This window comes from Shewanella sp. 4_MG-2023, assembly GCF_030548015.1.
GTDB lineage: Bacteria > Pseudomonadota > Gammaproteobacteria > Enterobacterales > Shewanellaceae > Shewanella.
The window spans coordinates 56786-77434 of record NZ_JAUORL010000004.1 but is presented as its reverse complement, the minus strand read 5'-3'; the positions used below and the strand labels follow the sequence as shown (position 1 = coordinate 77434).

The window sequence follows — 20649 nt, the reverse complement described above, 5'->3', positions numbered from 1 at the left end:
TTTGATGCGGGATATAAATATTAACCACAAGCACTTAAGTCGTTTATTATTGCTGACGGGTCTGTGCTGTTACTTATATTATTTAATGGAGTGGTCATTCTTTCTCTCGAGACCATCCATGCTTAGCTACCTCAGTCTGACCGACAGCTTACTGTTACTTTTTACTGCTCCTTTCCCATTGCTACTACTCTCCTTATCCAGTGTATGCCTAATCACCTTCCTTGCTTTTTTCATCCCTAAAAAGAGCATTATTATCGACAGAGTAGCTTATGTTGTTCCAGCATTAATTTTGACCTGTATGGCATTCTTAATGCTCGATAACTTCACTTATACGGTCTTTGGTATCGCCTCCCACTCTGCGACAACGTTAATGTCTCAGGGTTACTATTGGATAATGATTACCTTGTTATTTATCTATTTCACTAACAAAATGTCCATGGTAATAGAAAGTAAAGGGACTCTCTGTGAGCATCTCAAACCATTTTATATACTCTTTATCACGCTGATACTCCTTTCGATACTTTCACTGTGGATGACATACAGTCAGCCGTTAAACACCAAATTGGAATTAGATGTTTCAGCTAAAAAAACAGATTTTCCCAACATTATTTTCTTTAGTGCTGATGGGGTTAACAGTAAAAACATGTCTGTTTATGGATATAAGCGCGATACGACGCCGTTTCTAAATAGTATTTCTCATGAAAGTGTTATCTATCAAAATCACTGGACAAATTCTGCGAAAACGACCGGCTCTGTAGGCGCATTATTGAGTGGTAAATATCCAACGCGCACTAAAGTTATATTCAGACCCGACACCTTCAAAGGTCAAGATATGTTTCAGCACCTACCAGGCATACTTAAAAACCAAGGCTATTATAATTTTGATATAAGCTTAAGGCACTATATCGATCCAGCAGATCTTAAAATGCGTAATGCATTTGACTATGCCAATCACAGGCTATTAGCTAACCAGCTTTTTACCGCTAACAACTTATTTTTGCTGCGCTGGCCAGTAGCGACTCAATTTTTAGAGGAAAACTGGCAACGTCTTTATCAACGCTTGGCTCATCTTATTGATTATAAATCTATGGTTAATCCACATAGGTTGGTTAATCAAGGTGCAGAAGTGCCAGCAATTTTTTCAGATATTGATCGAATGAAGCAATTGAAAGAACAGATAAAAATAGCCCCTAGACCCTACTTTGCTAATGTCCACTTACTCGGACCACATGGGAAAAAGTTTGACTATGAAAAAGCGATTTTTACCCAAACCAAAGCACAACCTGAGCATTGGATGCCTGACCACTACGACAATGCCATATTCCAGTGGGACGCCTATAGCAAAGAAATATATCAGTTAGTGCAGGAACAGGGAGAGTTAGACAATACCCTGTTAGTTTTTAGTAGCGATCACGGAAAAAGGCATGTCATTAATGAAACGCTTCCGTTAATCATACGATACCCAAAAAAGGAATATACAGGCTCTGTTATATTGCCTTCTCAAAGGATGGATATTGCTCCAACCGTTTTATCCTATTTAGGGGTTAAGCCTCCCCAATGGATGGATGGCCATAGTTTATTATCACGTGGCAAGGAAGCCTACCCGATTTTTATTGTGAGTTCTTCAAAGCAACAGGCCATAAATGCAGGTGACTGGAAGGTCGCAGCCAATTTAACCTACCCATTCTACTCTTTAGGGTCTATTTCAATGGCATATTGCGGCACACTCTATTCAATTGATATAAACAATATTAATGCCCTCTCATTTGAGCACCAAAAAGTTCACGCTAGAGACTCAGTCTGCCCCTTAGAAGATTTAACACCTAAATTAGCTTACGAGATGATACTAGACCACTTAGCATCGATGGGCTATGACACAGATAAACTTAACTATTAACCTTTTGCAGACAATATAAGGTTCGATCAGAATTCGGTACTTTATCCTTATTCTTAATAGTAAAGTAGCCAGTTAAAACCTGCTCAAAACCTTGCTCATGATAATCAGTAAATATATCTTCTCTGGTCGCTAACATATGCTCAACTTGGGAGTCTGTTTTAGGGACAAACTCGATGATTAACCAACCCGTGACCATTTGAGACAATAAATGGACAATTTTCTTCAACGGCACGTTATTACTAATAGCAAGATGATGTATCAGCGCCAGCGCAATGACGACTTCAAATTTACCTCTGCTTACAAAAGAGTCTCGCTCTTCATTTGCCCAACCGATCGATGCTGATGGGTTAAATAAATCCAACACTACGGGTAAAACATTTTTATTATCTCCGGCTTTTACTGTGAGGTAGTTTTGCTCAACAGCAAATTCATCAATATCAAATGAAACGACATTGTCCGCATATTGACTGGCCAAACGGCTAAAATAACCATTGTTGGCGCCAAGATCGGCTAATAATTGAATCTTTCCTGCAATATTTTTCAGATAGCTTTCAATGAGATCGACCTTGCCTTGCATCGCATCTGTAGCATAATTAGTATTGCCGTAATAGTTCGCCCACTCAGTCTTGTCTGCCTTTACCTGCAACTTAGATACATAGTTCAATAAATTGGACGTCAGCGCGCCCAATTTTGCACTATCCATTTTCACACTCGCGCTTTCCATGCGCTCACTGCCATGACCACCACTGGCACTATAATGAGACTGCGCCCTTGAATGCAGATGTATGTGTGAAACAGCATTAAAGCTAAACCAGGTCTTTATAGGCAAAAGCTGGCTCGTTAAATCAAGTGGTAATCCATCAATATAGAGCTCAGACATACGCCCTAAACGATGATCGCAATACTTTTTTAGCAATAAAGGCGCTAAAAAATGCTGGCAGAATTGACGATAGGCAAGCCATGGGCCTTTTTGATAAGAGATAAACGACAGGGTATCGATAAGAATGGGGCGACCTTGATGAAACTGAATGTTAAATGCACTCGCATCTTTTAGGGTAAAGCCAAACTGCAAGGCTAACAATTGAATTTCTAGGGTTAACTTAGCCGCATCTTGAAGCTGACTAAAACTCCACTCGTAAGGGTATGTAAGGTATGGAATAAGGGTAGGTTTAATCACTTTGTGATGATTTGGCCCACTAAAGCCGTTAAGCTCCACTTCATCATGATCAACAATAAATCCTTTATCCACCAAAGCTTGATGTAGCCCACTACTGATATAAGCTTCGTACTCCCCACTAAATGAGGCGTTTACCTGCCGATATAAGCTACCCTGCCAGTTAAAAATAAACCCACTGTTATCCCGAAACGAAGCCCTATGCACTTCAAAACATTCCATAAATAGTCACTTTTTAATTATCAAAATGATCAGGTATCAAGAACTATAGTCTATTTAGCGTTTGCTTAAAGGCAAATGCCTGACTATATTTTATAAAAGTGGCTCTAAATAAATTCAACTTAGCGGGAGCGTTATGGTTCAATACACATTTGGCATAAAAACCATTCTATTAGCATCACTAGTCATGCTAAGTACCCCTGCATATGCTTATTTAGATCCTGGAACGGGAAGCATCATATTCCAAGCAATTATTGCTTCTGTGGTTATGGGACTCACCACGATAAAACTCTGGTGGGCTAAATTTAAAGATCTATTTAGCGCTAGAAAAAAAACCGAACCAGAGCAAGCTCAGAAACAAAGTCAAAGCCAAAGTATCAAAAAAATCCATAAATAAGAACGCTTCGTTCACAAATGCAGGGCTGTATGCTCTTTTCCTAGTGCTATAAATGGCCTTAATAACGTAAGACAGCGGCTTTGCATGAACTTCTATGGCGTTACCAACCTCGTCAGTCAGACCGCATATATCATCTGGGCTTCTATTCCTCTATCCACATGCCCTTAATCAACACGGGCAGTAGCTAAGTATTGCTTAAACCGCCGCAAGCCAAACGCTATCCGGTATTCTCACCCTGGTAAGCCCCTAGTTTTCTAGAACTCATTATTTTCTGCATAACTATTTTGGTAAACAAGCATGTCGATTGCTTTTCTAGTTTCCCAATTATTTCTTTCTAATTCAGGTGAATCCAAAAACTCTTTCACATAGCCAATACACAGGGAAATACGGTGAAACTCCCAAAGGGTAAGTTTTACACGCGTTTATGCTGCGTTATTGATTTTAGAAAGGGAATAACCACTACTCGCAATCAATGCCTTGCTTAAACGCGTGTTAATTCTTGCTTAAACGCGTGTTAATTCTTGCTGAAATCGAGTATCTTCAGGTTGTTTGGGTATAGTTATGGCGACTGTAGCGGCGCTACAAAATCAAATCGAGTTTTAGCTCAGTTTGACCTACAAGATTTTGTTAAAGTGTATGCATATGGTGATACAGAAGAAGATAAACCCATGCTAGAACTTGCTGATGTCAGTTATTACCAATGGCAAAAACTGACAGGCTAAAGCCGTTAAATAGTAAAACGCTAAAGTATGGGTTTATTGGTAACCTGTCAATCTAGCGGCTTATAAGCTAAACCGCTTGTTGCTGTCATGGCGCTAGAAATCAGACTTGTAAGTTGTTTTTATATGAAAGATAAGTAATTTTTAAGCTATGAGGTCTAGTAAAAATTTGAAAGATTTACATGCTCAATTTGAAGTGCTGTTAAGCTATATCGATAATAATCTACCTGCAATTTCTGCGTTTGATGACAATCTCAACAGCCGCTTAGCGGCGATTGCAGGGGTTGCTGAAGTGCATTTGGGTGCGTTATTTTACAGTCTGTTTCATACCAAAGTGCAGGATTATATTCGTTTGCTAAAAAACCTTGAAGCGGCGCAGTTACTGGGTTTTGATAAAACTATTAGCTTAGATACTGTCGCGTTAAAAATGGGCTACCCGTCAACAGCCGCTTTTATTACGACCTTTACAAGTAGTATTGGCCAAAGCCCACAAAGCTTTCAACACTCGCCTAACTGGGGTAACTTTTTTGCCAAGCAGCAACCACTGAGTACCCTAGCAGAGGGGCATGAGCAGTTTTCTGCTGCTGAGGTTAATATTCAGGTATCGGATTTAACGACCATAGAGTTAGTGGTTATAGAGCATCGTGGACCCGCTTGTTATTTATCTCAATCGAAAAATGCCTTAAACGCATTTAGGCAAAAATATCACTTATCGCCAAGTACTAGTCGCACCTTTAATTTCGTTTATGATATGCCTTATCCGCAAATTAATGCCTTAGCTGATGAGCAATCCATGTTATCGCTGGATATTGGTGTGAGTGTTAATCAAGCGCAGCTTACTGAATTAGCACCCGTTATCGCTGAGTCTGGTTATTTTTCGAATAAGTCTGTGGCTAAGGGGCGTTATGCTCAGTTTTATCATTTGGGTTCTGAAAAAGAGCTCAATAGCAAAATAAAATATCTTTATAGTCATTGGCTTGCTGCCAGTGATTGGACTTTAACGACCCAGCCGCTGATAATTGAACGCTTGGATGTGATTAAGAGTGAGGCTGTTGAAGCTGCTATTGCCGATGACAACCAAGAGCTTGTAGAGGTTAGAGTCTATTTAAAATTACAGTAACAGGTATCCGTATATGTTCACTGTAAGAAATTAACTCATCGTTTTATTGCGATACGAGCCGCATCATCTCGGCGCATAGCCAAGCCATGTAAGTTGCCCAAGCATAACCAAATACTGAGAACATGATCGCGATAGGTACCAGTGAGCGGTGAAATGCAATTGCCACCACAGGGGATGATGCCGCGCCGCCAATACAGCATTGACTTGCTAATGCCATATAAGCCACAGGTGCTTTCATCACTAGCCCAGCAATAATCACGAACAGGCTATGAATTGCTAACCATACAAAGCCGATGGCAAAGTAGATTGGAAAGTCATCAATCATGGTCAAGTCCATTCTAAGGCCCATACTAGCAATCAAAATATACAGCATGACAGTGGAGGCCTTTGATGCACCTAATTGCTCAAGTTCACGCACTTTGGTATTTGAAAGTGCAATACTGATAGTGGTCACTATGATGACAACCCAAAAGAAATTTGAAGTCAGACTAAACTTTTCTGTTGCAGGGTAGTGGGCGGCAAAATATGGCGCCAGAATATCAGCCCCCATATGTGCTAATCCCGTCACGCCAAATGCCACACTGAATATTAATATGTAATCAGTTATGGTGATATTCTTGACCGTGTGAGCTTGCTGATATTCGCTTGTAGCGATTAACCGCTGATAATTGCTTGAGTTGGCACCCGTTTTTTTATCTATCGCAGCAGCATTATTGGCGCAGATTAATAAAAATGACATCCAAATCGCTGAGTAGACTACATTGACCGAAATCATAATCGCAAATAAGTTTTCTTTTACCTGATAGATTTCTTTCATGGCAAGTTGATTCGCTGTGCCACCAACCCAATTCCCTGCTAAGGTCGCCATTCCGCGCCAGGCAGCATCTTCACCTAGCCAATTAATAGATTCAGGCGCTATTTTCGCAAAAAGTATCAGAGTTAACGGGCCGCCAATAATAATGCCTAAGCTGGCAATTAAAAACAGCATGACAATTTTAGGGCCCAATAATAGAATGGATTTTATGTCTACACTGATAATTAGTAATGTTAAACAAGCGGGCATTAAATACTTTGAGGATATGTGGGGTAATTGACTTTGGGAAGCATCGACAATGTTTAAGGTATTTAAAAATGATGGCAACACATAAATCATGACCATAACGGGCACAAAACGGTAAAGTTGTTTCCAAAAGCTTTGTTTTAGCTTGCTAGTATAAAATACCAAACCAATAATCGCGGCCAACAAGCCAAAAATGACCGGATCTGCAGTAATCATAATTTATATTGGCAACCTTATTAGTTTATCGCTTTGTTATTGATTGCAGAATTGGATGAACTCTTCAAGTAACGGACTTAATGCTTCTTCATTACGCCAAATAGACCAGTAGTTTCGCTCGAAATCCCACTCTGGTAAATCTATTTCAATAAGTTGACCGCTGGCTATTTCTTCTTTTACAGCAAGGTAGGGCAGTACACTAACGCCAATGCCAGTACCAATAGCACGTTTTATCGCGCCCATAGTATTCATTGATAATTCTTGATGAATATTGATACTGGCACTTTTTAATAGCTGGGTATTACGTAGCCTCGACACCGAAATGGTTTCATCCATAACCCATAATTGTTGCGACAGCAATTCAGGGGTAATGGTTTCGCTTGCTATTGGATTGTTACTGCCGATGATGATACACAATCTATCTTTAAGCCACTGCTGATACTGTAAATTATTTAACCCAGGCTTGGCATCGACAAAACCTAAATCCAGTTCTTTTTCAGACACCATTTTCTCGATGGCTAAACTGTTGTTAATCACTAGTTTAATATCAACACAGGGGTGTTGTTGTTTAAATAATGGGATGATTCTTGAAAGAATATAGTTACCCGCAGTTTTACTACTGCCAACTTTGATGGTGCCACCGATGGCTGTTCGCTCAGTAAACATCTGCTCTAATTGATTACTTTTAGAAAGCATCTCATTGGCGTAAGGCAAAATAACTTCACCATTATCATTAATGGTTAAGCCGTTACTGCTTCTCTCAAACAGACGGGTGCCTAATGAACCTTCTAAATCCTTTAACGCCATACTGACAGCGGGGACTGACATATGTAATGTTTTGGCTGCTTTAGAGATCTGACCATTAATATGGATGGCTTTAAATATTGACAGTTGCTTGAGTGTGATTTTCATGGGCAAATTATTCTATGAATTCATCAATAGTATAACGAGTTGACAATATTACTCTGTAAACTTTTGGTATTGTTTTTAGGAATTGCTAACGAGTTCAAGTTATTTGAAAAAGTCTTACCTTGTTAGCATAAACCCATCATTTATGATGGGTTTATCATATTTTATCAGCGAGACCTACATCGATATAAGTGCAGATATTAACGCGAAATAAAAATTGGACTTAGAAATCGTAGCGCACGCCTAGGGTAAATACATTATCATCTTCTAATTCAATCGTCGGGCCTGTGTTAGCAACCCGATATTCACCTTCATAGGTGGCGTAGTGACCAAACACCATCGTTGACTTTGATAGACGGTAATCGGCACCGACTGTGAATGAGCTAATATCGACATCGGTCGCTTCCTTGTATTGTGCTGAAGAGACGTCATTATTTTTAAAATACTTACCAAAACCGGCCTTGTCCTTGCCGTATTCAGCTTTAAAGTTGATGCCACTCCAGTTATATATTGCGCTAATAAAGTAAGAATTACCTTCTTTATCACTGTAAGTTTGGCTTTGGGTATTTTGTAATAAACCGCCTAGTTTAAGACTACCTATTTTGATTTGACCAACCCCGCGGTATGCGTCGACACCACCAATGGTGTTATATGCTGCTGCAACATAATAACGTTGTTTTTTGAGCTTTTTATCACCAGCGGTGACGCTTAATGCGTACTGACTTTCGCCAGAGTCATAATTGTTATCCACTAAATAGGTCGCATTTACACTGACTAAATCGGCAATTTGAGGAGAATAGTATGTGATTCCATCGGCTTTCCTGTCTTGCCCAGCAATCATTCTATTGTAGGCGGCATTGGTTAATGCAAATGCTTCAGCAGTACCTTTTGAGGTTTTCATTACCGTATCATTACGACCGACAATGACGGTACCAAAGTCACTTTTTAGCCCTAAGTAGGTGTTTCTTGGTTTAAATAAATCATCATCAGCTTCGTTGGTGGCAGCGTTAACCTGTACTTCAACATTGTAAATGATTTCAATATTTTCAGATATTTTCTCACTGCCTTTTACCCCTAAGCGAGAAAAGTTATTTTCCAGAACAGTGCCCGCTTTTTGATTTTGTGTTGTAAAACCGTTATCAGACTCTGTTAGTGCCATTTCTAGACGGCCATAGAACTGCGGTGACTCAGCGAAAGCGGCAAAAGAACTTGCTGATAGAATTGATACAACAGTGAGTGAAACTAGTGACTTGTTCATCTTCATAATCATCTCTATTTTGATTCATATTATTAGTTAGTTATATAGCTTTCGCTAATAAACTGATTCTTGAATAACACCCAAAGTCATCAGCTTTTTGGTGTTATAAGCTTAAAAATCTGCTGCACATAATAGGGTTGAACCACAGAGATAAATTCTAACTGGGTCACAGATGTTGTTATTTTGTAGCGGTTTAAGTTAATTTTAATTTGGTTTCATTAAAACTGAACCAAGTGCCAATGTTGACCAATGTCTAAGTTTTACTATCTCTTTATGAGTATTCTCTCGTCCAACAAAGCAAGTTGTGAAAATGATAATTAGAGGTATGAACCAATGAAACTTAAATATTTAGCTTCGGCAGTGGCAGTGATGATGCTTACTTCTGGCAGCGTAATGGCAAAAAATGACTTAGCGTCTTTCCATACTGAAATGGGTGACTGTCAAAGCTGTCACGTTGCAGAAAAAATGAAAGACATCAAAAAGTCGATGACTGATAGCCAAACACATGAGAATGCTCAGTGTCAGGACTGTCATGGTGGGTATGCAGATTTAGTTAACGATGAACTTGAGTTTGACCCACATGCATCTCATTTAGGAGATATCAACTGTACTTCTTGTCATACCGCCCATGCTAAACCTGAGTTGACTTGTAATAACTGTCATAACTTTGAAATGGAAATGCCATTTGCTGATTCAAAAGCGAAGAAGAAGTGGGATGGTGATTGGAATCAAGACAAAATCCAACAAGCGATTGATAAAGGCCCTGTAGAAACGGTTGATGTGATTGTTGTTGGTGGCGGTAGTGCCGGTTTCAATGCAGCGATTTCAGCTAAATTGGCAGGTGCCAACGTTGTTTTATTTGAAAAAGCCCCTTATACCGGTGGTAACTCAATGCTTGCTGCAGGCGGTATTAATGCTGTCGGCACACCACAACAAAAAGCCAAAGGCATTGAAGACACTGTTGATTGGTATGCTGAAGATGCCATGAAAGGCGGTCGTTATCAAAATGACCCTAAACTTGTGCAAACTATGGCTGAAGAGTCTGCTGGCGCTGTAGCATGGCTTGAGTCTTTAGGTGCTGATATGTCAGAGCTTAAACGTTCAGGCGGCGCAAGAGCAGAGCGTACTCACGCACCTTCTGGTGGCGCGTCAATTGGTCCACACTTAATTGATACCTTGCGTAAAGCCGCAGTAGAACGTGATATTCCAGTTCGCGTTAACTCAAGAGTTGAAAAAATCGTCTTAAATGATGATCAATCAGTTGCTGGCGTGGTGGTTCACGGCCGTCATTCAGGCTACAACATGGTCGCTGCTGATTCTATTGTATTAGCGACAGGTGGTTATGGTATGAATAAGCAAATGGTTGCTTACTACCGCCCAACAATGAAAGACATGTCTAGTTCAAATAACGTTACAGCCACTGGTGATGGTGTGCTACTTGCTAAAGAAATTGGCGCTTCAATGACTGATATTGATTGGGTTCAAGCGCATCCTACAGTAGGTAAAGATAGCCGTATTTTGATTTCTGAAACCGTTCGCGGTGTTGGTGCAATTATGGTCAATACTGATGGCAACCGTTTCATTAATGAACTAACGACTCGTGACCGTGCATCAGATGCAATCTTAAAGCAAAAAGATCAATATGCTTGGTTAGTGTTCGATGAGCAATTGGTTGAGAAAAAGAAAATGGTACGTGGTTACGAACATTTAGGTATGTTAAGTAAAGCCAACACCATTGAAGAACTGGCAAAAATCACCGGAATGGCTGATTTACCGAAAACTGCAGCGGATTACAACAAGTATAAAGCAGCAGGTAAAGATGATGCATTCGGCCGCGCCAATATGCCATTAAGCTTAAGCACGCCGCCATACTACGCTGTAAAAGTAGCACCTGGTATTCACCATACTATGGGCGGGATCGCAATTGATACCGATACGAATATCTTGAACCTACAAAGCTGGAAAATGCCTGGTTTGTTTGCGGCTGGTGAGGTCACTGGTGGTGTTCATGGTTATAACCGTCTAGGCGGTAACGCAATCGCTGATACGGTAGTATTTGGTCGTAAAGCTGGTGAAAACGCCGCTAAGCATGCGCTAAAAACTAAATAACTCTTAGTTAAATTTCATCATTCCCTTATAAAGGCCAAGTCTCATCAACTTGGCCTTTTTGTATTAATAAAGCCGCATTAATAAAATAAAGAGTCACTGTGCAGTTAACCAGATATAAAAAAGCCAAGTTATAATAACTTGGCTTTTCTTATTACCTTAGGGGATTAAAGGCTGATAACATCAAAAGTCACGTTTGGATTAACGTCAGCTTCATAGTCGATGCCAGCAATACCAAAACCAAACAGTTTTAAAAACTCTTCTTTGTATTCATTGTAATCAGTCAGTTCAGCAAGGTTTTCAGTGGTGACATCCGGCCATAAGTCACGGCAATGTTTTTGAATTTCTTCGCGTAACTCCCAATCATCTAAACGAAGACGATTTTCATCATCTGTTGGTGCCGCTTGACCATCAGCGCGATATAAACGCTCGCTGAACATACGGTAAATTTGGTCCATACATCCTTCATGAACGCCTTCTTCACGCATTTTCTTAAATACCATCGCGATGTATAAAGGCATTACCGGGATAGCAGAGCTTGCTTGAGTGACAACACTCTTAAGCACAGCCACATTGGCAGAACCGCCTGTTTTGGCTAACTTTTCATTAAGGCTATGAGCCGCACGGTCTAAATCCATTTTGGCTTTACCTAATGCGCCATGCCAGTAGATAGGCCAAGTGATCTCGGTGCCAATATAGCTGTAGGCCACGGTTTTACAATTATCCGCTAATACACCCGCATCACTTAAGGCGCTCATCCATAATTCCCAATCTTGACCGCCCATCACTGTCACGGTATCAGCAATTTCTTGCTCTGTTGCTGGCTCTACCGAGGTTTCGATGATGGTGTTTTTGTTGGTGTCTACCGCAGTTGCGGTATAAGTTTCACCGATAGGCTTAAGGCTTGAGCGGATCACTTCACCGGTATCAGGCAATTTACGCACTGGAGAAGCTAAAGAGTAAACCACCATATCAATTTGACCTAAGTCTTGTTTGATAAGCTCAATGACTTTTTGTTTAGCTTCATGGCTAAATGCATCACAGTTAATGCTTTTTGAATATAAACCTTCAGCTTTAGCGAATTTATCAAAGTAGGCAGAGTTGTACCAACCGGCCGTACCTGGTTTGGTTTCTGTGCTTGGTTTTTCAAAGAAAACACCAATGGTGGCCGCATCACTACCGAACGCTGATGCAATACGAGAAGATAAGCCGTAGCCACTTGAAGAGCCAACCACTAAGACTTTTTTAGGGCCATTGGCAATTTTGCCTTTTGCTTTGGTTAATTCGATTTGTTCTTTGACGTTAGCTTCACAACCGATAGGATGAGTGGTTGTACAAATAAAGCCACGTGTTTTAGGTTTAATAATCATAATTTGGTTTCTTCCTTTAACAATCGCACTAGGATAAATAGTTAGGCGACGAATTGGCACTAGTTTTTATGTTTTTTGGCTAAATTACTCAGTGGTTGGAGCAGTTTAGCGTTTGGCTGTGAGTTGTGTTTGCTGCGATATTAAGCGGCGAGAGTATTCTTGTTGTGGGTGATTGAATAATTCTTCTGTGCTCGCTAGTTCAACTACGCTGCCATTTTTGAGCACCAGTACCTTGTCACTAAAATGACGTACAATGTTCAAATTGTGGGTCACAAAAATATACGATAGCCCCATTTCTTTTTGTAATTTTATCAGCAGATTAAGTATTTGAGAACGCACTGATAAATCTAATGAGGCAAGTGCTTCATCAGCGATAATGATTTTAGGGTTTAACATTAAAGCTCTAGCAACGGCTACACGTTGTTTTTGACCTTCAGAGACCATATGAGGATAGAAATTGGCATGTTCAGGTAGTAAGCCCACTTTTCTGAGTCTATCTGCCACCCGCACTTTTCGTTCCGCTGAATTCAATGTGGTGTTAAATCGTAATGGTTCTTCTAGTAGGCTACCAATGGTTAACCTCGGGTTTAATGAGGTGTTAGGGTCTTGAAAAATCATTCTAATTAAGCGGCTGCGCTGTTTGAGATTTCGCGCCTCCAATGCTTCCCCTTCAAACAATATTTCTCCACCGCTGCGAGGCTCTGCGCCAACCAGTATTCGCGCTAAGGTACTTTTACCTGAGCTTACTTCACCGACAATAGCCAAGGTTTGTCCACGCTCAAGTTCAAATGATAGTGGTGACAGGGCTTGATTATATTGCGCTTTGAACCTTTTATAACCCGTAAAATAGCGTTTGCTTAGCTGGTTTACTTTAAGTAATGGAGTTGTCATCTTCTATCTCACTGTTATACGGGAAATGGCAGGCAAAATAGCGATCTTTTTCGTGGGCCAAACTGGGTTGGATAACACATGCTCTTTGGGCGTCAGGGCAGCGAGGACCCAGCCTGCACCCAGCAGGCAAATGCTGCAATGACGGCGAGGAACCTTGCAATGTTGGTAAATAGGCTTTGTGGCGTATTTGGCCTGCAAAGTCTGGCAGATTTTTAAATAATGCTTTGGTATAGGGGTGATAGGGTTGTTTGATTAATTCGTTAACGGGCCCCGACTCCATGATTTGTCCGCTGTATAAAATACTGATGCGATCGCACCATTTTGCTAAAGTTTCTAGTTCATGGCTGACTAGCAGTATAGAGACATTTTGAAGTTGGTTTAATTGAGCTAACAAACGAAATATTTGCGCTTGAGTACTTAATTCCATCGCATTCGTTGGTTCGTCGGCGATTAATAACTTAGGGTGGTTAGCTACTGCCATAGCAATCATTACCTTTTGGCAGGCACCTTCAGAAAGTTCCCAAGGGTAGCGCTTCATAATGGCTTTGGGCTTTTTAATTCCAACTTTATGAAGCCATTTTTGCGCGGTTAAATGAGTGTCTTTTGCTCTGCGCCAAAAAGGCACGGCTTTGTTTGGCGTGAGCGATTCAATTAACTGACTGCCGATAGTTTTTACCGGATCTAAACTGCCAGAAGGGTCTTGGAAAATCATGGTCATATCACTGCCCATTAAGCTGCGACGTTGCTTTTTAGTCATTTCCAATAAATTTTTGCCATCCCACATCATGCGATCGGCAATGATGCGCCAGTTTGGGCCTAAAACGCCTAGTACCGCTTTGGCTAATAAGCTACGCCCAGAACCTGATTCACCAACTAAGCCATGAATTTCACCCGGATTAATGGTTAAACTGACTTTCTCAAGTACCTTCACTGTGCCTTGTGGGGTATCGAGTTCGATAGTGAGATTTCTGACATCAAGTAATGGCATGGGCTAGTTTCTTATCGGCGCGAGCGCCGAGCGTAATCCGTCACCCACCAAATTAATGGATAACACAGTAAATAGGATCGCCAAACCTGGAATGGTAATCGACCAAGGCGCAATTAATTGGCTGTTTAACCCTTGAAAAATCATCGCTCCCCACTCTGAGCTAGGGGCTTGTGCTCCAAGATTGAGAAAGCCTAAGGCGGCAATGTCTAATATCGCCACCGATATGGCAATGGTCGTTTGAATAATAACCACTTCCCAGACGTTTGGCATGATGACATACCAAAAGATTTGTATTTGACTGGCGCCATCAAGTTTAGCGGCAATAACGTATTCTTTTTGTAGCTCTTCATGTACTGCTTGGTGAATTGCCCGCACAAATTGCGGCGTTAAGGCTAAGCCTACTGCCCAAAATACATTGATTAACCCCGGACCGGTCACTGCGACAACCAAAATGGCGAGCAATAATGACGGAATTGATAATAAGGCATCGAGCAAATGACCTAAAATACTTGATTTTAACCCACGCATCATTCCTGAAAGGGAGCCAATAATAAAGCCGACGATTAAGGCGCAAAGCACCACAATTAATGACATGCCGAACGTTAATCTAACCCCATGCAATAAGCGGCTGAATAAGTCTCGGCCTAAATCATCGGTACCTAAAAAATGCGAAACATGTCCAAGGGCGTCCCATGATGGCGGTAATAATATGGCATCAGGATTTTGCATTTCTGGTGGGTAAGGAGCGAGTAGCGGCCCCAATACAACCAGTAGTAATAAAAATATTACCGCCCAAAGGCCTGCGACAGCAAATGGGTTACTAGCAAATGCTTTCCACAATTGCATCATAGGTGAAGCTATGTGTTCATCCTGATATATTTTAATTGCTGGCATACAGTTCTTTCCTATTAATAGGGTTAATAGTGGTATGCACTAAATCAATCATAATGCTTAAAAAGATAATCAGCAAAGAGACTGAAAGGATCCCTGCTTGAATCACGGTGTAATCTCGCTGATATATTCCTGCAATAAGCCATGATCCCACCCCTGGCCATGCAAAAATCACCTCGACAATAATGCCGTAACTGGCAAACGAGCCAAGCATTAAGCCAAAGGCTTTAAGAACTGGGATAAGCGCGTTAGGTAAGGCGTGTTTCATTAAAATACTATAGGTATTAAGGCCACGGGCTTCAGCAGCGCGAATATAGGTTTGGGTCATAACCGTCATCATTGCTTGACGTGTGATACGTATAACGACAGTAAAAGGTAATACCGCTAAGGTTACCGCAGGTAAAATGATGTGTAATAAGGCATCTTTAAATGCTGAGATCCGATAGGCTTCATGTGATAGCAAAGTATCGATCAGCATAAAACCTGTGACGGGTTCAATTTCATATAATAAATTGATTTGTCCAGAGATCGGCAACCACTCTAGCTTTACCCCAAACCATAATGACAAGGTTAATCCGAGCCAGAATACAGGTATAGAGTAACCGGTTAAGGTTAGGGCTAAAATACTGCGCTGGACTGACTTGCTTTCACTTAATGAGGACAATACGCCAAGTGGCACTCCAAAAAATATCGCTATCGTCCCAGCAAATAATGACAATTCAAAAGAGGCGGGTAACACGTTACTGAGCTCTGTGGCGACACTTTGTTGTGAGTTAACCGAAATCCCTAAATTGCCTGATAATCGCTCGGTTAAATAAGCGATAAATTGACTAAGCTGGTTACTATCAAGCTTAAAGTCTGCAACGGTTTGTGCTTGTTGCTCACTGCTAGGGAACTGTATCCCAGTTAAGGCGTAGCTTTTTTCAACTGGAAACATACCGGTGGCAAAAAACAGTACCGCAATCATAACCAATGAAGTGGCAAAAAATAAATTAATTCGTCTTAGAAAATAACGCCACATTAAGGTTTTTTCTCCGCAGTTTTTAGTTCGATATTAGAGAAAGCCATTCCACCATAGGGGTTAACATCTTTAGTTGATACCGAAATGTTTTTTAGGATCAATTTTTGTCCATGGGCAATATTAACCAAGGGAACTTGCTGATGAATGAGCTGTTCAGCTTGCTGATATAGCGCCTTTCTTGTGGTTTTTATTGGCGTAGCTTTAGCTTGTGCAAGTATTGCGTCCAATTCAGCTGAACACCATTTAGAACGGTTATTATTTGATTCTAGGGCTGAGCAACTGAGTAGTGGGGTAAAGAAATTATCAGGATCGGTATTGTCAGCATTCCAACCAATTAATACTGAATCATAATCTTGGCTAATTAATTTTTGCGTAAACACGCTCCAGTCATAACTGACAATATTCACTTTAACCCCAATGTTGGCTAAGTCGGCCTGAATCAGCTCTGCGGTCTTGAGGGCGTTTGGATTATAAATTCGCACCACTGGCATCGCCCAAATATCAAAGGTTAAGTTATTAACCCCTGATTCTTCTAACAGCCTTTTAGCTTTCTCAGGATCAAAATCATTAGGGTCGGATGAGTCTGAATAAGCCCATGATCCTGGCGGCAGCATTCCGGTCGCTTCTACAGCGGTGTCATGGTAAACCACATTAAGGATATTTTTCTTATCAATGGCATGGGCAAGGGCAAGTCGAACTCGCACATCGTCTAGAGGAGGCTTTTGAGTGTTAAATGCCCAAAAACCGACGTTTAACCCCGGTTTAGTGTTAACTTTTAAGTGTTTATGCTGTTTAATTACTGCAAGTTCATTTGCCTTTGGCAGGGCAGACACATGGCAATCTTTAGTGATGATTTTAGCCAGTCTAGACTCACTTTTAGGTGTGATATCAAAAACTAACAGGTCAATTTTAGCCGCTTTACCCCAATATGCGGTATTGCGTTTATAGCGAATAAAATCATTTTTGACATAATCTGCGAGGTAAAAAGGCCCTGTGCCGATGGCGAAGTAATCGATATTTTCAGGGGTACCTGCCTGCCATTGTTGCTCGCCATATTCGGCAGAAAGAATAACGGCAAAATCAGTGGCCAAATTAGCTAAAAATGATGCATCAGGTTGGGTTAAGTGGAATACCACTTCATAATCGTTTACTTTTTCGACTCGACTCACTAAGTTGGAAAAATCAATACTTTGGAAAAATGGATAGCCAGTTCTGCTCACTGAGTGAAAAGGATGCGCGGGATTAATGATGCGATTAAATGAGAATAGTACATCATCGGCATTAAAATTTCTTGAAGGTTTGAACAAATTATTGTGCTGGAACTGTACGCCTTTACGCAACACAAAGTGATAACGTAAGCCATCATCGGATATGCGCCACTGGGTTGCCAGCGCAGCCATAAAATCAGATGAGTCATTGTTATAGTCAATTAGGCGGTTGTATAACTGATTAGAACTGGCATCAATAGTGGTACCAGAAGTGACCAATTGCGGATTAAAGGTTTCAGGATTGCCCTCAGAGCAATACACAATACCTGATGGGACATTGAGTTCACCACAACCTGTTACTAAAAAACTTAGCAAGCAGAGTAATGCAGCAGGTTTAAAGCGTTTTAATGTCTCACGCATTTTTTCATCATATTATTTAGGTACTGAATAAGTATTTTAGCAGTGTTAATAACTTAGGAGCAAATATCCTATTAAGACTTTTCAAGTAAATTATACTTTTTCAAAATGCCCCGCAGTTGGTGGTAGCTTAAACCTAATATTTCAGCGGTTTTCTTTTGATTATATTGGCTTTGGGCTAAGGCACTTTTTAGCAGGTTAATCTCATAGTTTTCAGTATGCTCTTTAAAGTCTAATGGGAAGCGAATATCTCTGTCTGTTGCACTGGTGCTAACTGATGATGCTTCATTTTCAGTGGAGTCATCGGTTACTGGAACCGCGACTGAAGTATCGGGAGCTTGATGCTCTGTTTGCTGCCTTTCACGAGTTTTGATTCTTGATGTTGGTCGATAAGGAGAGGCAAAAGGATCGACAATAATGTGGTCAATTTCTTCACCTTCAGATCCTCGACGATAGACGCTGCGTTCGACCACGTTTTTAAGTTCGCGGATATTACCTGGCCAGCGATATGACATGAGTTGCTCTATAGCTACTGGACTAAAACCGCCAAAATAATCTAAATTCAGTTGCCTTGCCATGCTCACGGCAAAATGCTCTGCTAAAGGCATAATGTCTTCTGTGCGGCTACGAAGGGGCGGTAGGGTGATAACATCAAAGGCTAACCTATCCAGTAAATCAGCCCTAAATTCACCATTTTCAGCTAATGAAGGTAAGTCCTCATTGGCAGCACAAATTAACCTTACATTGGTATTAACTGTTTTACTGCCACCCACTCGTTCGAATTCACCGTATTCGATGACACGTAACAGTTTCTCTTGAATTAATCCTGAGGTATTGGCCAGCTCATCTAAAAATAAGGTGCCTTCATCGGCGCGTTCGAAGCGACCTTCATGTTTGCCTTTCGCGCCCGTAAACGCACCAGACTCGTGGCCAAACAGTTCGCTTTCAAGTAATGATTCACTTAATGAAGAGCAGTTTAATTTAATAAACTCTTTATCCCAACGGCCTGATAAATAGTGTAACCGCTCGGCGATTAATTCTTTACCTGTGCCGCGTTCACCAATAATTAATACCGGCTTAGAAAGTGGGGCAACTTTAGAAACATGTTCTAATACCTCTAACAAAGCATTAGATTGTCCGATAAGATTGTCTTGCTCAAATTGTTTAGTCACTGTAATTTTTAGTCTATTACGCTAACAAGTGGTGAAAATCATAATAGTGGGCTGCGGCATTAAAAGAAAGAAAAAGTTAATATTTTGGTTATGATGTTGAATTGTCTGGTTTTTTAAAAGTTGGCACAACTCGTGAATAGTAAACTTCGACATTAACAATATTTTTGAGGGACACATTATGGGAATCTTCTCACGCTTTGCAGATATCATTAATTCGAACATCAGTGCTTTACTTGATAAAGCTGAAGATCCAGAAAAAATGGTACGCCTGATCATTCAGGAAATGGAAGACACGTTAGTTGAAGTACGCTCTACTTCTGCAAAAGTATTAGCAGAAAAGAAAGAATTACTAAGACGCATTAGCCGAGTTCAAGAGCAAGTGATTGATTGGCAAGCTAAAGCTGAATTAGCTTTATCGAAAGATAGAGAAGACTTAGCAAAAGCTGCGCTAATTGAAAAACAAAAAACGGTTTCATTATTAGAAACCCTTGAGATGGAACTTCAAGTAGTAGAAGAGCACATTGCTCGTCTTAAACACGAAGTTGAACAGTTACAAGAAAAACTGAATGATGCCAGAGCACGCCAAAAAACCATTATTATGCGCAAGCAAACTGCCACTTCACGTTTAGAAGTTAAAAAGCAGCTTGATTCAAGTAAAATTGATGATGCGATGGTGAAGTTTGAGCAATATGAGCGTCGCGTTGAAGGTTTAGAGTCACAAGTTGAAGCTTATGATATTGGTAAAAAGGGTAGCCTTGCTGATGAGTTTGCGGCACTTGAAGCTGAAGATTCAGTCAATGACGAACTTGAAGCATTAAAAGCGAAAGTGAAAGCTAAATCGCAACCTAAATCAAAAACTAAATCAGACAAGTAAACTTTTTCAGAGGTGAGTTATGGATATGGATCTTCTTATTGCCCCAATCATTATATTTTTAGTTATTGTGGCACCTATTTGGTTGATTCTTCATTATCGCAGTAAGCGACAAGTGAGTCAGGGGCTCACTGAAGAAGAGTTTACACAATTGAATGAATTAATTGCCCAAGCTGAAAAAATGGGCCGACGTATTGAAACATTGGAAGCTATTTTAGATACGGAAGCGCCAGAGTGGAGGGGGAAAGATGAGCACAGCTAACGGTCGCACATTATACCGTATCCCATCATCAGGCAAAATTTCTGGGGTATGTGCAGGGATTGCAGACTTTTTTAATCTTGAAACCTGGTTAGTCAGAGTGGTCGTAGTCTCAATATTTTTATTGGGTGGTTCTGGGCCTGTGTTTATTATCTATGTCGCCTTATGGATGATATTAGATATTAAGCCTGAAGATACAACACATGCCAAAGGCCACAAAGATATTGAAGTGAAGAAAAAGGTTTGGCAGGCAGGAGAGCCGGCAAAACGTGCCTTACATGATGTAAATAGTCAGTTTTATGCACTTGAAATTAGACTGCAACGACTTGAGCGCCATGTCACTTCCGATAATTTTGATTTGAAAAGAGAAATTAATAATCTTTAACTCGATTCAGACGACTATCTTCATATAATTCCAATGGGCGGTTTACCGCCCTTGTGTTTTTTTAGCAAAGACTTGATTATCAGTACTTGAAAATATTTTTC

General features: G+C 40.6%; 19 protein-coding genes. 8 read left to right on the top strand and 11 right to left on the bottom strand.

The window, feature by feature from the left end; translation table 11 throughout:
- Positions 1–4: 4 nt before the first annotated feature.
- Complete coding sequence (locus tag Q4546_RS03185) at positions 5–1897, top strand: sulfatase-like hydrolase/transferase (RefSeq protein WP_303445666.1); 1893 nt, start codon at positions 5–7, stop codon at positions 1895–1897.
- Here the strand turns inward: Q4546_RS03185 and Q4546_RS03180 are convergent.
- On the bottom strand, positions 1887–3293 hold the full coding sequence (locus Q4546_RS03180) for a class I SAM-dependent methyltransferase (RefSeq protein WP_303445665.1): 1407 nt from the start codon (positions 3291–3293) through the stop codon (positions 1887–1889). The two genes, Q4546_RS03185 and Q4546_RS03180, sit on opposite strands and share 11 nt — an antisense overlap.
- A 133-nt stretch (positions 3294–3426) precedes the next feature.
- Here Q4546_RS03180 and Q4546_RS03175 point away from each other — a divergent pair, with 133 nt between their 5' ends.
- From Q4546_RS03175 to Q4546_RS03165, 3 genes are all read left to right on the top strand, one after another.
- Positions 3427–3687 (top strand): hypothetical protein, encoded by a 261-nt coding sequence (locus Q4546_RS03175; protein WP_303445664.1) that lies wholly within the window; start codon positions 3427–3429, stop codon positions 3685–3687.
- Positions 3688–4232: 545 nt separating this feature from the next.
- Positions 4233–4409 (top strand): hypothetical protein, encoded by a 177-nt coding sequence (locus tag Q4546_RS03170; RefSeq protein ID WP_303445663.1) that lies wholly within the window; start codon positions 4233–4235, stop codon positions 4407–4409.
- Positions 4410–4575: 166 nt separating this feature from the next.
- Positions 4576–5526, top strand: a complete 951-nt coding sequence (locus Q4546_RS03165; protein ID WP_102519807.1) for a GyrI-like domain-containing protein — start codon at positions 4576–4578, stop codon at positions 5524–5526.
- Between the two features lie 43 nt (positions 5527–5569).
- Here the strand turns inward: Q4546_RS03165 and Q4546_RS03160 are convergent, their stop codons facing one another.
- The 3 genes from Q4546_RS03160 to Q4546_RS03150 all read right to left on the bottom strand — a co-directional run bounded on the left by Q4546_RS03160 (position 5570) and on the right by Q4546_RS03150 (position 8975).
- Positions 5570–6802 (bottom strand): DUF819 domain-containing protein, encoded by a 1233-nt coding sequence (locus Q4546_RS03160; protein WP_303445662.1) that lies wholly within the window; start codon positions 6800–6802, stop codon positions 5570–5572.
- A gap of 36 nt (positions 6803–6838) precedes the next feature.
- Positions 6839–7714 (bottom strand): LysR family transcriptional regulator, encoded by an 876-nt coding sequence (locus tag Q4546_RS03155; RefSeq protein WP_303445661.1) that lies wholly within the window; start codon positions 7712–7714, stop codon positions 6839–6841.
- A 220-nt stretch (positions 7715–7934) separates the two neighbouring features.
- Positions 7935–8975: a porin gene (locus tag Q4546_RS03150; protein WP_368506614.1), complete on the bottom strand. Its 1041-nt coding sequence runs from the start codon at positions 8973–8975 to the stop codon at positions 7935–7937.
- Between the two features lie 327 nt (positions 8976–9302).
- Between Q4546_RS03150 and Q4546_RS03145 the strand changes: the two genes are divergently transcribed.
- Positions 9303–11078: a flavocytochrome c gene (locus Q4546_RS03145; protein ID WP_303445660.1), complete on the top strand. Its 1776-nt coding sequence runs from the start codon at positions 9303–9305 to the stop codon at positions 11076–11078.
- A 164-nt stretch (positions 11079–11242) separates the two neighbouring features.
- Here Q4546_RS03145 and fabV read toward each other — a convergent pair whose 3' ends face one another.
- The 7 genes from fabV to pspF form a co-directional block, all read right to left on the bottom strand.
- A complete protein-coding gene (gene fabV, locus Q4546_RS03140) occupies positions 11243–12445 on the bottom strand; it encodes an enoyl-ACP reductase FabV (RefSeq protein WP_102440525.1) in 1203 nt (400 codons plus the stop codon).
- A gap of 105 nt (positions 12446–12550) precedes the next feature.
- Positions 12551–13336, bottom strand: a complete 786-nt coding sequence (locus Q4546_RS03135; protein WP_076536964.1) for an ATP-binding cassette domain-containing protein — start codon at positions 13334–13336, stop codon at positions 12551–12553.
- Positions 13317–14324 (bottom strand): oligopeptide/dipeptide ABC transporter ATP-binding protein, encoded by a 1008-nt coding sequence (locus Q4546_RS03130; protein WP_102440527.1) that lies wholly within the window; start codon positions 14322–14324, stop codon positions 13317–13319. The genes Q4546_RS03135 and Q4546_RS03130 overlap by 20 nt, the downstream gene beginning before the upstream one ends.
- A gap of 3 nt (positions 14325–14327) precedes the next feature.
- Positions 14328–15218 carry an ABC transporter permease subunit gene (locus tag Q4546_RS03125; RefSeq protein ID WP_102440528.1) on the bottom strand — a complete coding sequence of 297 codons (891 nt, stop codon included), beginning with the start codon at positions 15216–15218 and terminating at the stop codon, positions 14328–14330.
- Positions 15205–16236, bottom strand: a complete 1032-nt coding sequence (locus tag Q4546_RS03120) for an ABC transporter permease subunit (protein WP_102476349.1) — start codon at positions 16234–16236, stop codon at positions 15205–15207. Before Q4546_RS03120 ends, Q4546_RS03125 begins: the two co-directional genes overlap by 14 nt.
- Positions 16236–17864: an ABC transporter substrate-binding protein gene (locus Q4546_RS03115; RefSeq protein WP_102440530.1), complete on the bottom strand. Its 1629-nt coding sequence runs from the start codon at positions 17862–17864 to the stop codon at positions 16236–16238. The genes Q4546_RS03120 and Q4546_RS03115 overlap by 1 nt, the downstream gene beginning before the upstream one ends.
- 71 nt (positions 17865–17935) lie before the next feature.
- Positions 17936–19033 carry a phage shock protein operon transcriptional activator gene (pspF, locus tag Q4546_RS03110; protein WP_102440531.1) on the bottom strand — a complete coding sequence of 366 codons (1098 nt, stop codon included), beginning with the start codon at positions 19031–19033 and terminating at the stop codon, positions 17936–17938.
- Between the two features lie 178 nt (positions 19034–19211).
- On the opposite strand from pspF, the gene pspA reads away from it, so the two are divergent.
- Genes pspA through pspC form a run of 3 tightly spaced genes read left to right on the top strand, consistent with a single transcriptional unit; the run spans position 19212 to position 20548 of the window.
- Positions 19212–19907: a phage shock protein PspA gene (pspA, locus tag Q4546_RS03105; RefSeq protein ID WP_076536951.1), complete on the top strand. Its 696-nt coding sequence runs from the start codon at positions 19212–19214 to the stop codon at positions 19905–19907.
- A 19-nt stretch (positions 19908–19926) separates the two neighbouring features.
- Positions 19927–20166: an envelope stress response membrane protein PspB gene (gene pspB, locus Q4546_RS03100; RefSeq protein ID WP_102440532.1), complete on the top strand. Its 240-nt coding sequence runs from the start codon at positions 19927–19929 to the stop codon at positions 20164–20166.
- Positions 20153–20548, top strand: a complete 396-nt coding sequence (gene pspC, locus Q4546_RS03095) for an envelope stress response membrane protein PspC (RefSeq protein ID WP_076536947.1) — start codon at positions 20153–20155, stop codon at positions 20546–20548. Before pspB ends, pspC begins: the two co-directional genes overlap by 14 nt.
- Positions 20549–20649: the final 101 nt, after the last annotated feature.

Excerpts from the sequence above, each read along its gene's own strand:
- pspB (WP_102440532.1), top strand. The coding sequence starts at position 19,927 with ATGGATATGGATCTTCTTATTGCCCCAATCATTATATTTTTAGTTATT.
- Q4546_RS03155 (WP_303445661.1), bottom strand. The coding sequence starts at position 7,714 with ATGAAAATCACACTCAAGCAACTGTCAATATTTAAAGCCATCCATATT.
- Q4546_RS03120 (WP_102476349.1), bottom strand. The coding sequence starts at position 16,236 with ATGTGGCGTTATTTTCTAAGACGAATTAATTTATTTTTTGCCACTTCA.
- Q4546_RS03185 (WP_303445666.1), top strand. The coding sequence starts at position 5 with ATGCGGGATATAAATATTAACCACAAGCACTTAAGTCGTTTATTATTG.
- Q4546_RS03160 (WP_303445662.1), bottom strand. The coding sequence starts at position 6,802 with ATGATTACTGCAGATCCGGTCATTTTTGGCTTGTTGGCCGCGATTATT.
- Q4546_RS03130 (WP_102440527.1), bottom strand. The coding sequence starts at position 14,324 with ATGCCATTACTTGATGTCAGAAATCTCACTATCGAACTCGATACCCCA.
- Q4546_RS03150 (WP_368506614.1), bottom strand. The coding sequence starts at position 8,975 with ATGAAGATGAACAAGTCACTAGTTTCACTCACTGTTGTATCAATTCTA.
- fabV (WP_102440525.1), bottom strand. The coding sequence starts at position 12,445 with ATGATTATTAAACCTAAAACACGTGGCTTTATTTGTACAACCACTCAT.
- pspA (WP_076536951.1), top strand. The coding sequence starts at position 19,212 with ATGGGAATCTTCTCACGCTTTGCAGATATCATTAATTCGAACATCAGT.
- Q4546_RS03175 (WP_303445664.1), top strand. The coding sequence starts at position 3,427 with ATGGTTCAATACACATTTGGCATAAAAACCATTCTATTAGCATCACTA.
- Q4546_RS03135 (WP_076536964.1), bottom strand. The coding sequence starts at position 13,336 with ATGACAACTCCATTACTTAAAGTAAACCAGCTAAGCAAACGCTATTTT.
- Q4546_RS03115 (WP_102440530.1), bottom strand. The coding sequence starts at position 17,864 with ATGCGTGAGACATTAAAACGCTTTAAACCTGCTGCATTACTCTGCTTG.
- Q4546_RS03145 (WP_303445660.1), top strand. The coding sequence starts at position 9,303 with ATGAAACTTAAATATTTAGCTTCGGCAGTGGCAGTGATGATGCTTACT.
- pspC (WP_076536947.1), top strand. The coding sequence starts at position 20,153 with ATGAGCACAGCTAACGGTCGCACATTATACCGTATCCCATCATCAGGC.
- Q4546_RS03125 (WP_102440528.1), bottom strand. The coding sequence starts at position 15,218 with ATGCCAGCAATTAAAATATATCAGGATGAACACATAGCTTCACCTATG.
- Q4546_RS03180 (WP_303445665.1), bottom strand. The coding sequence starts at position 3,293 with ATGGAATGTTTTGAAGTGCATAGGGCTTCGTTTCGGGATAACAGTGGG.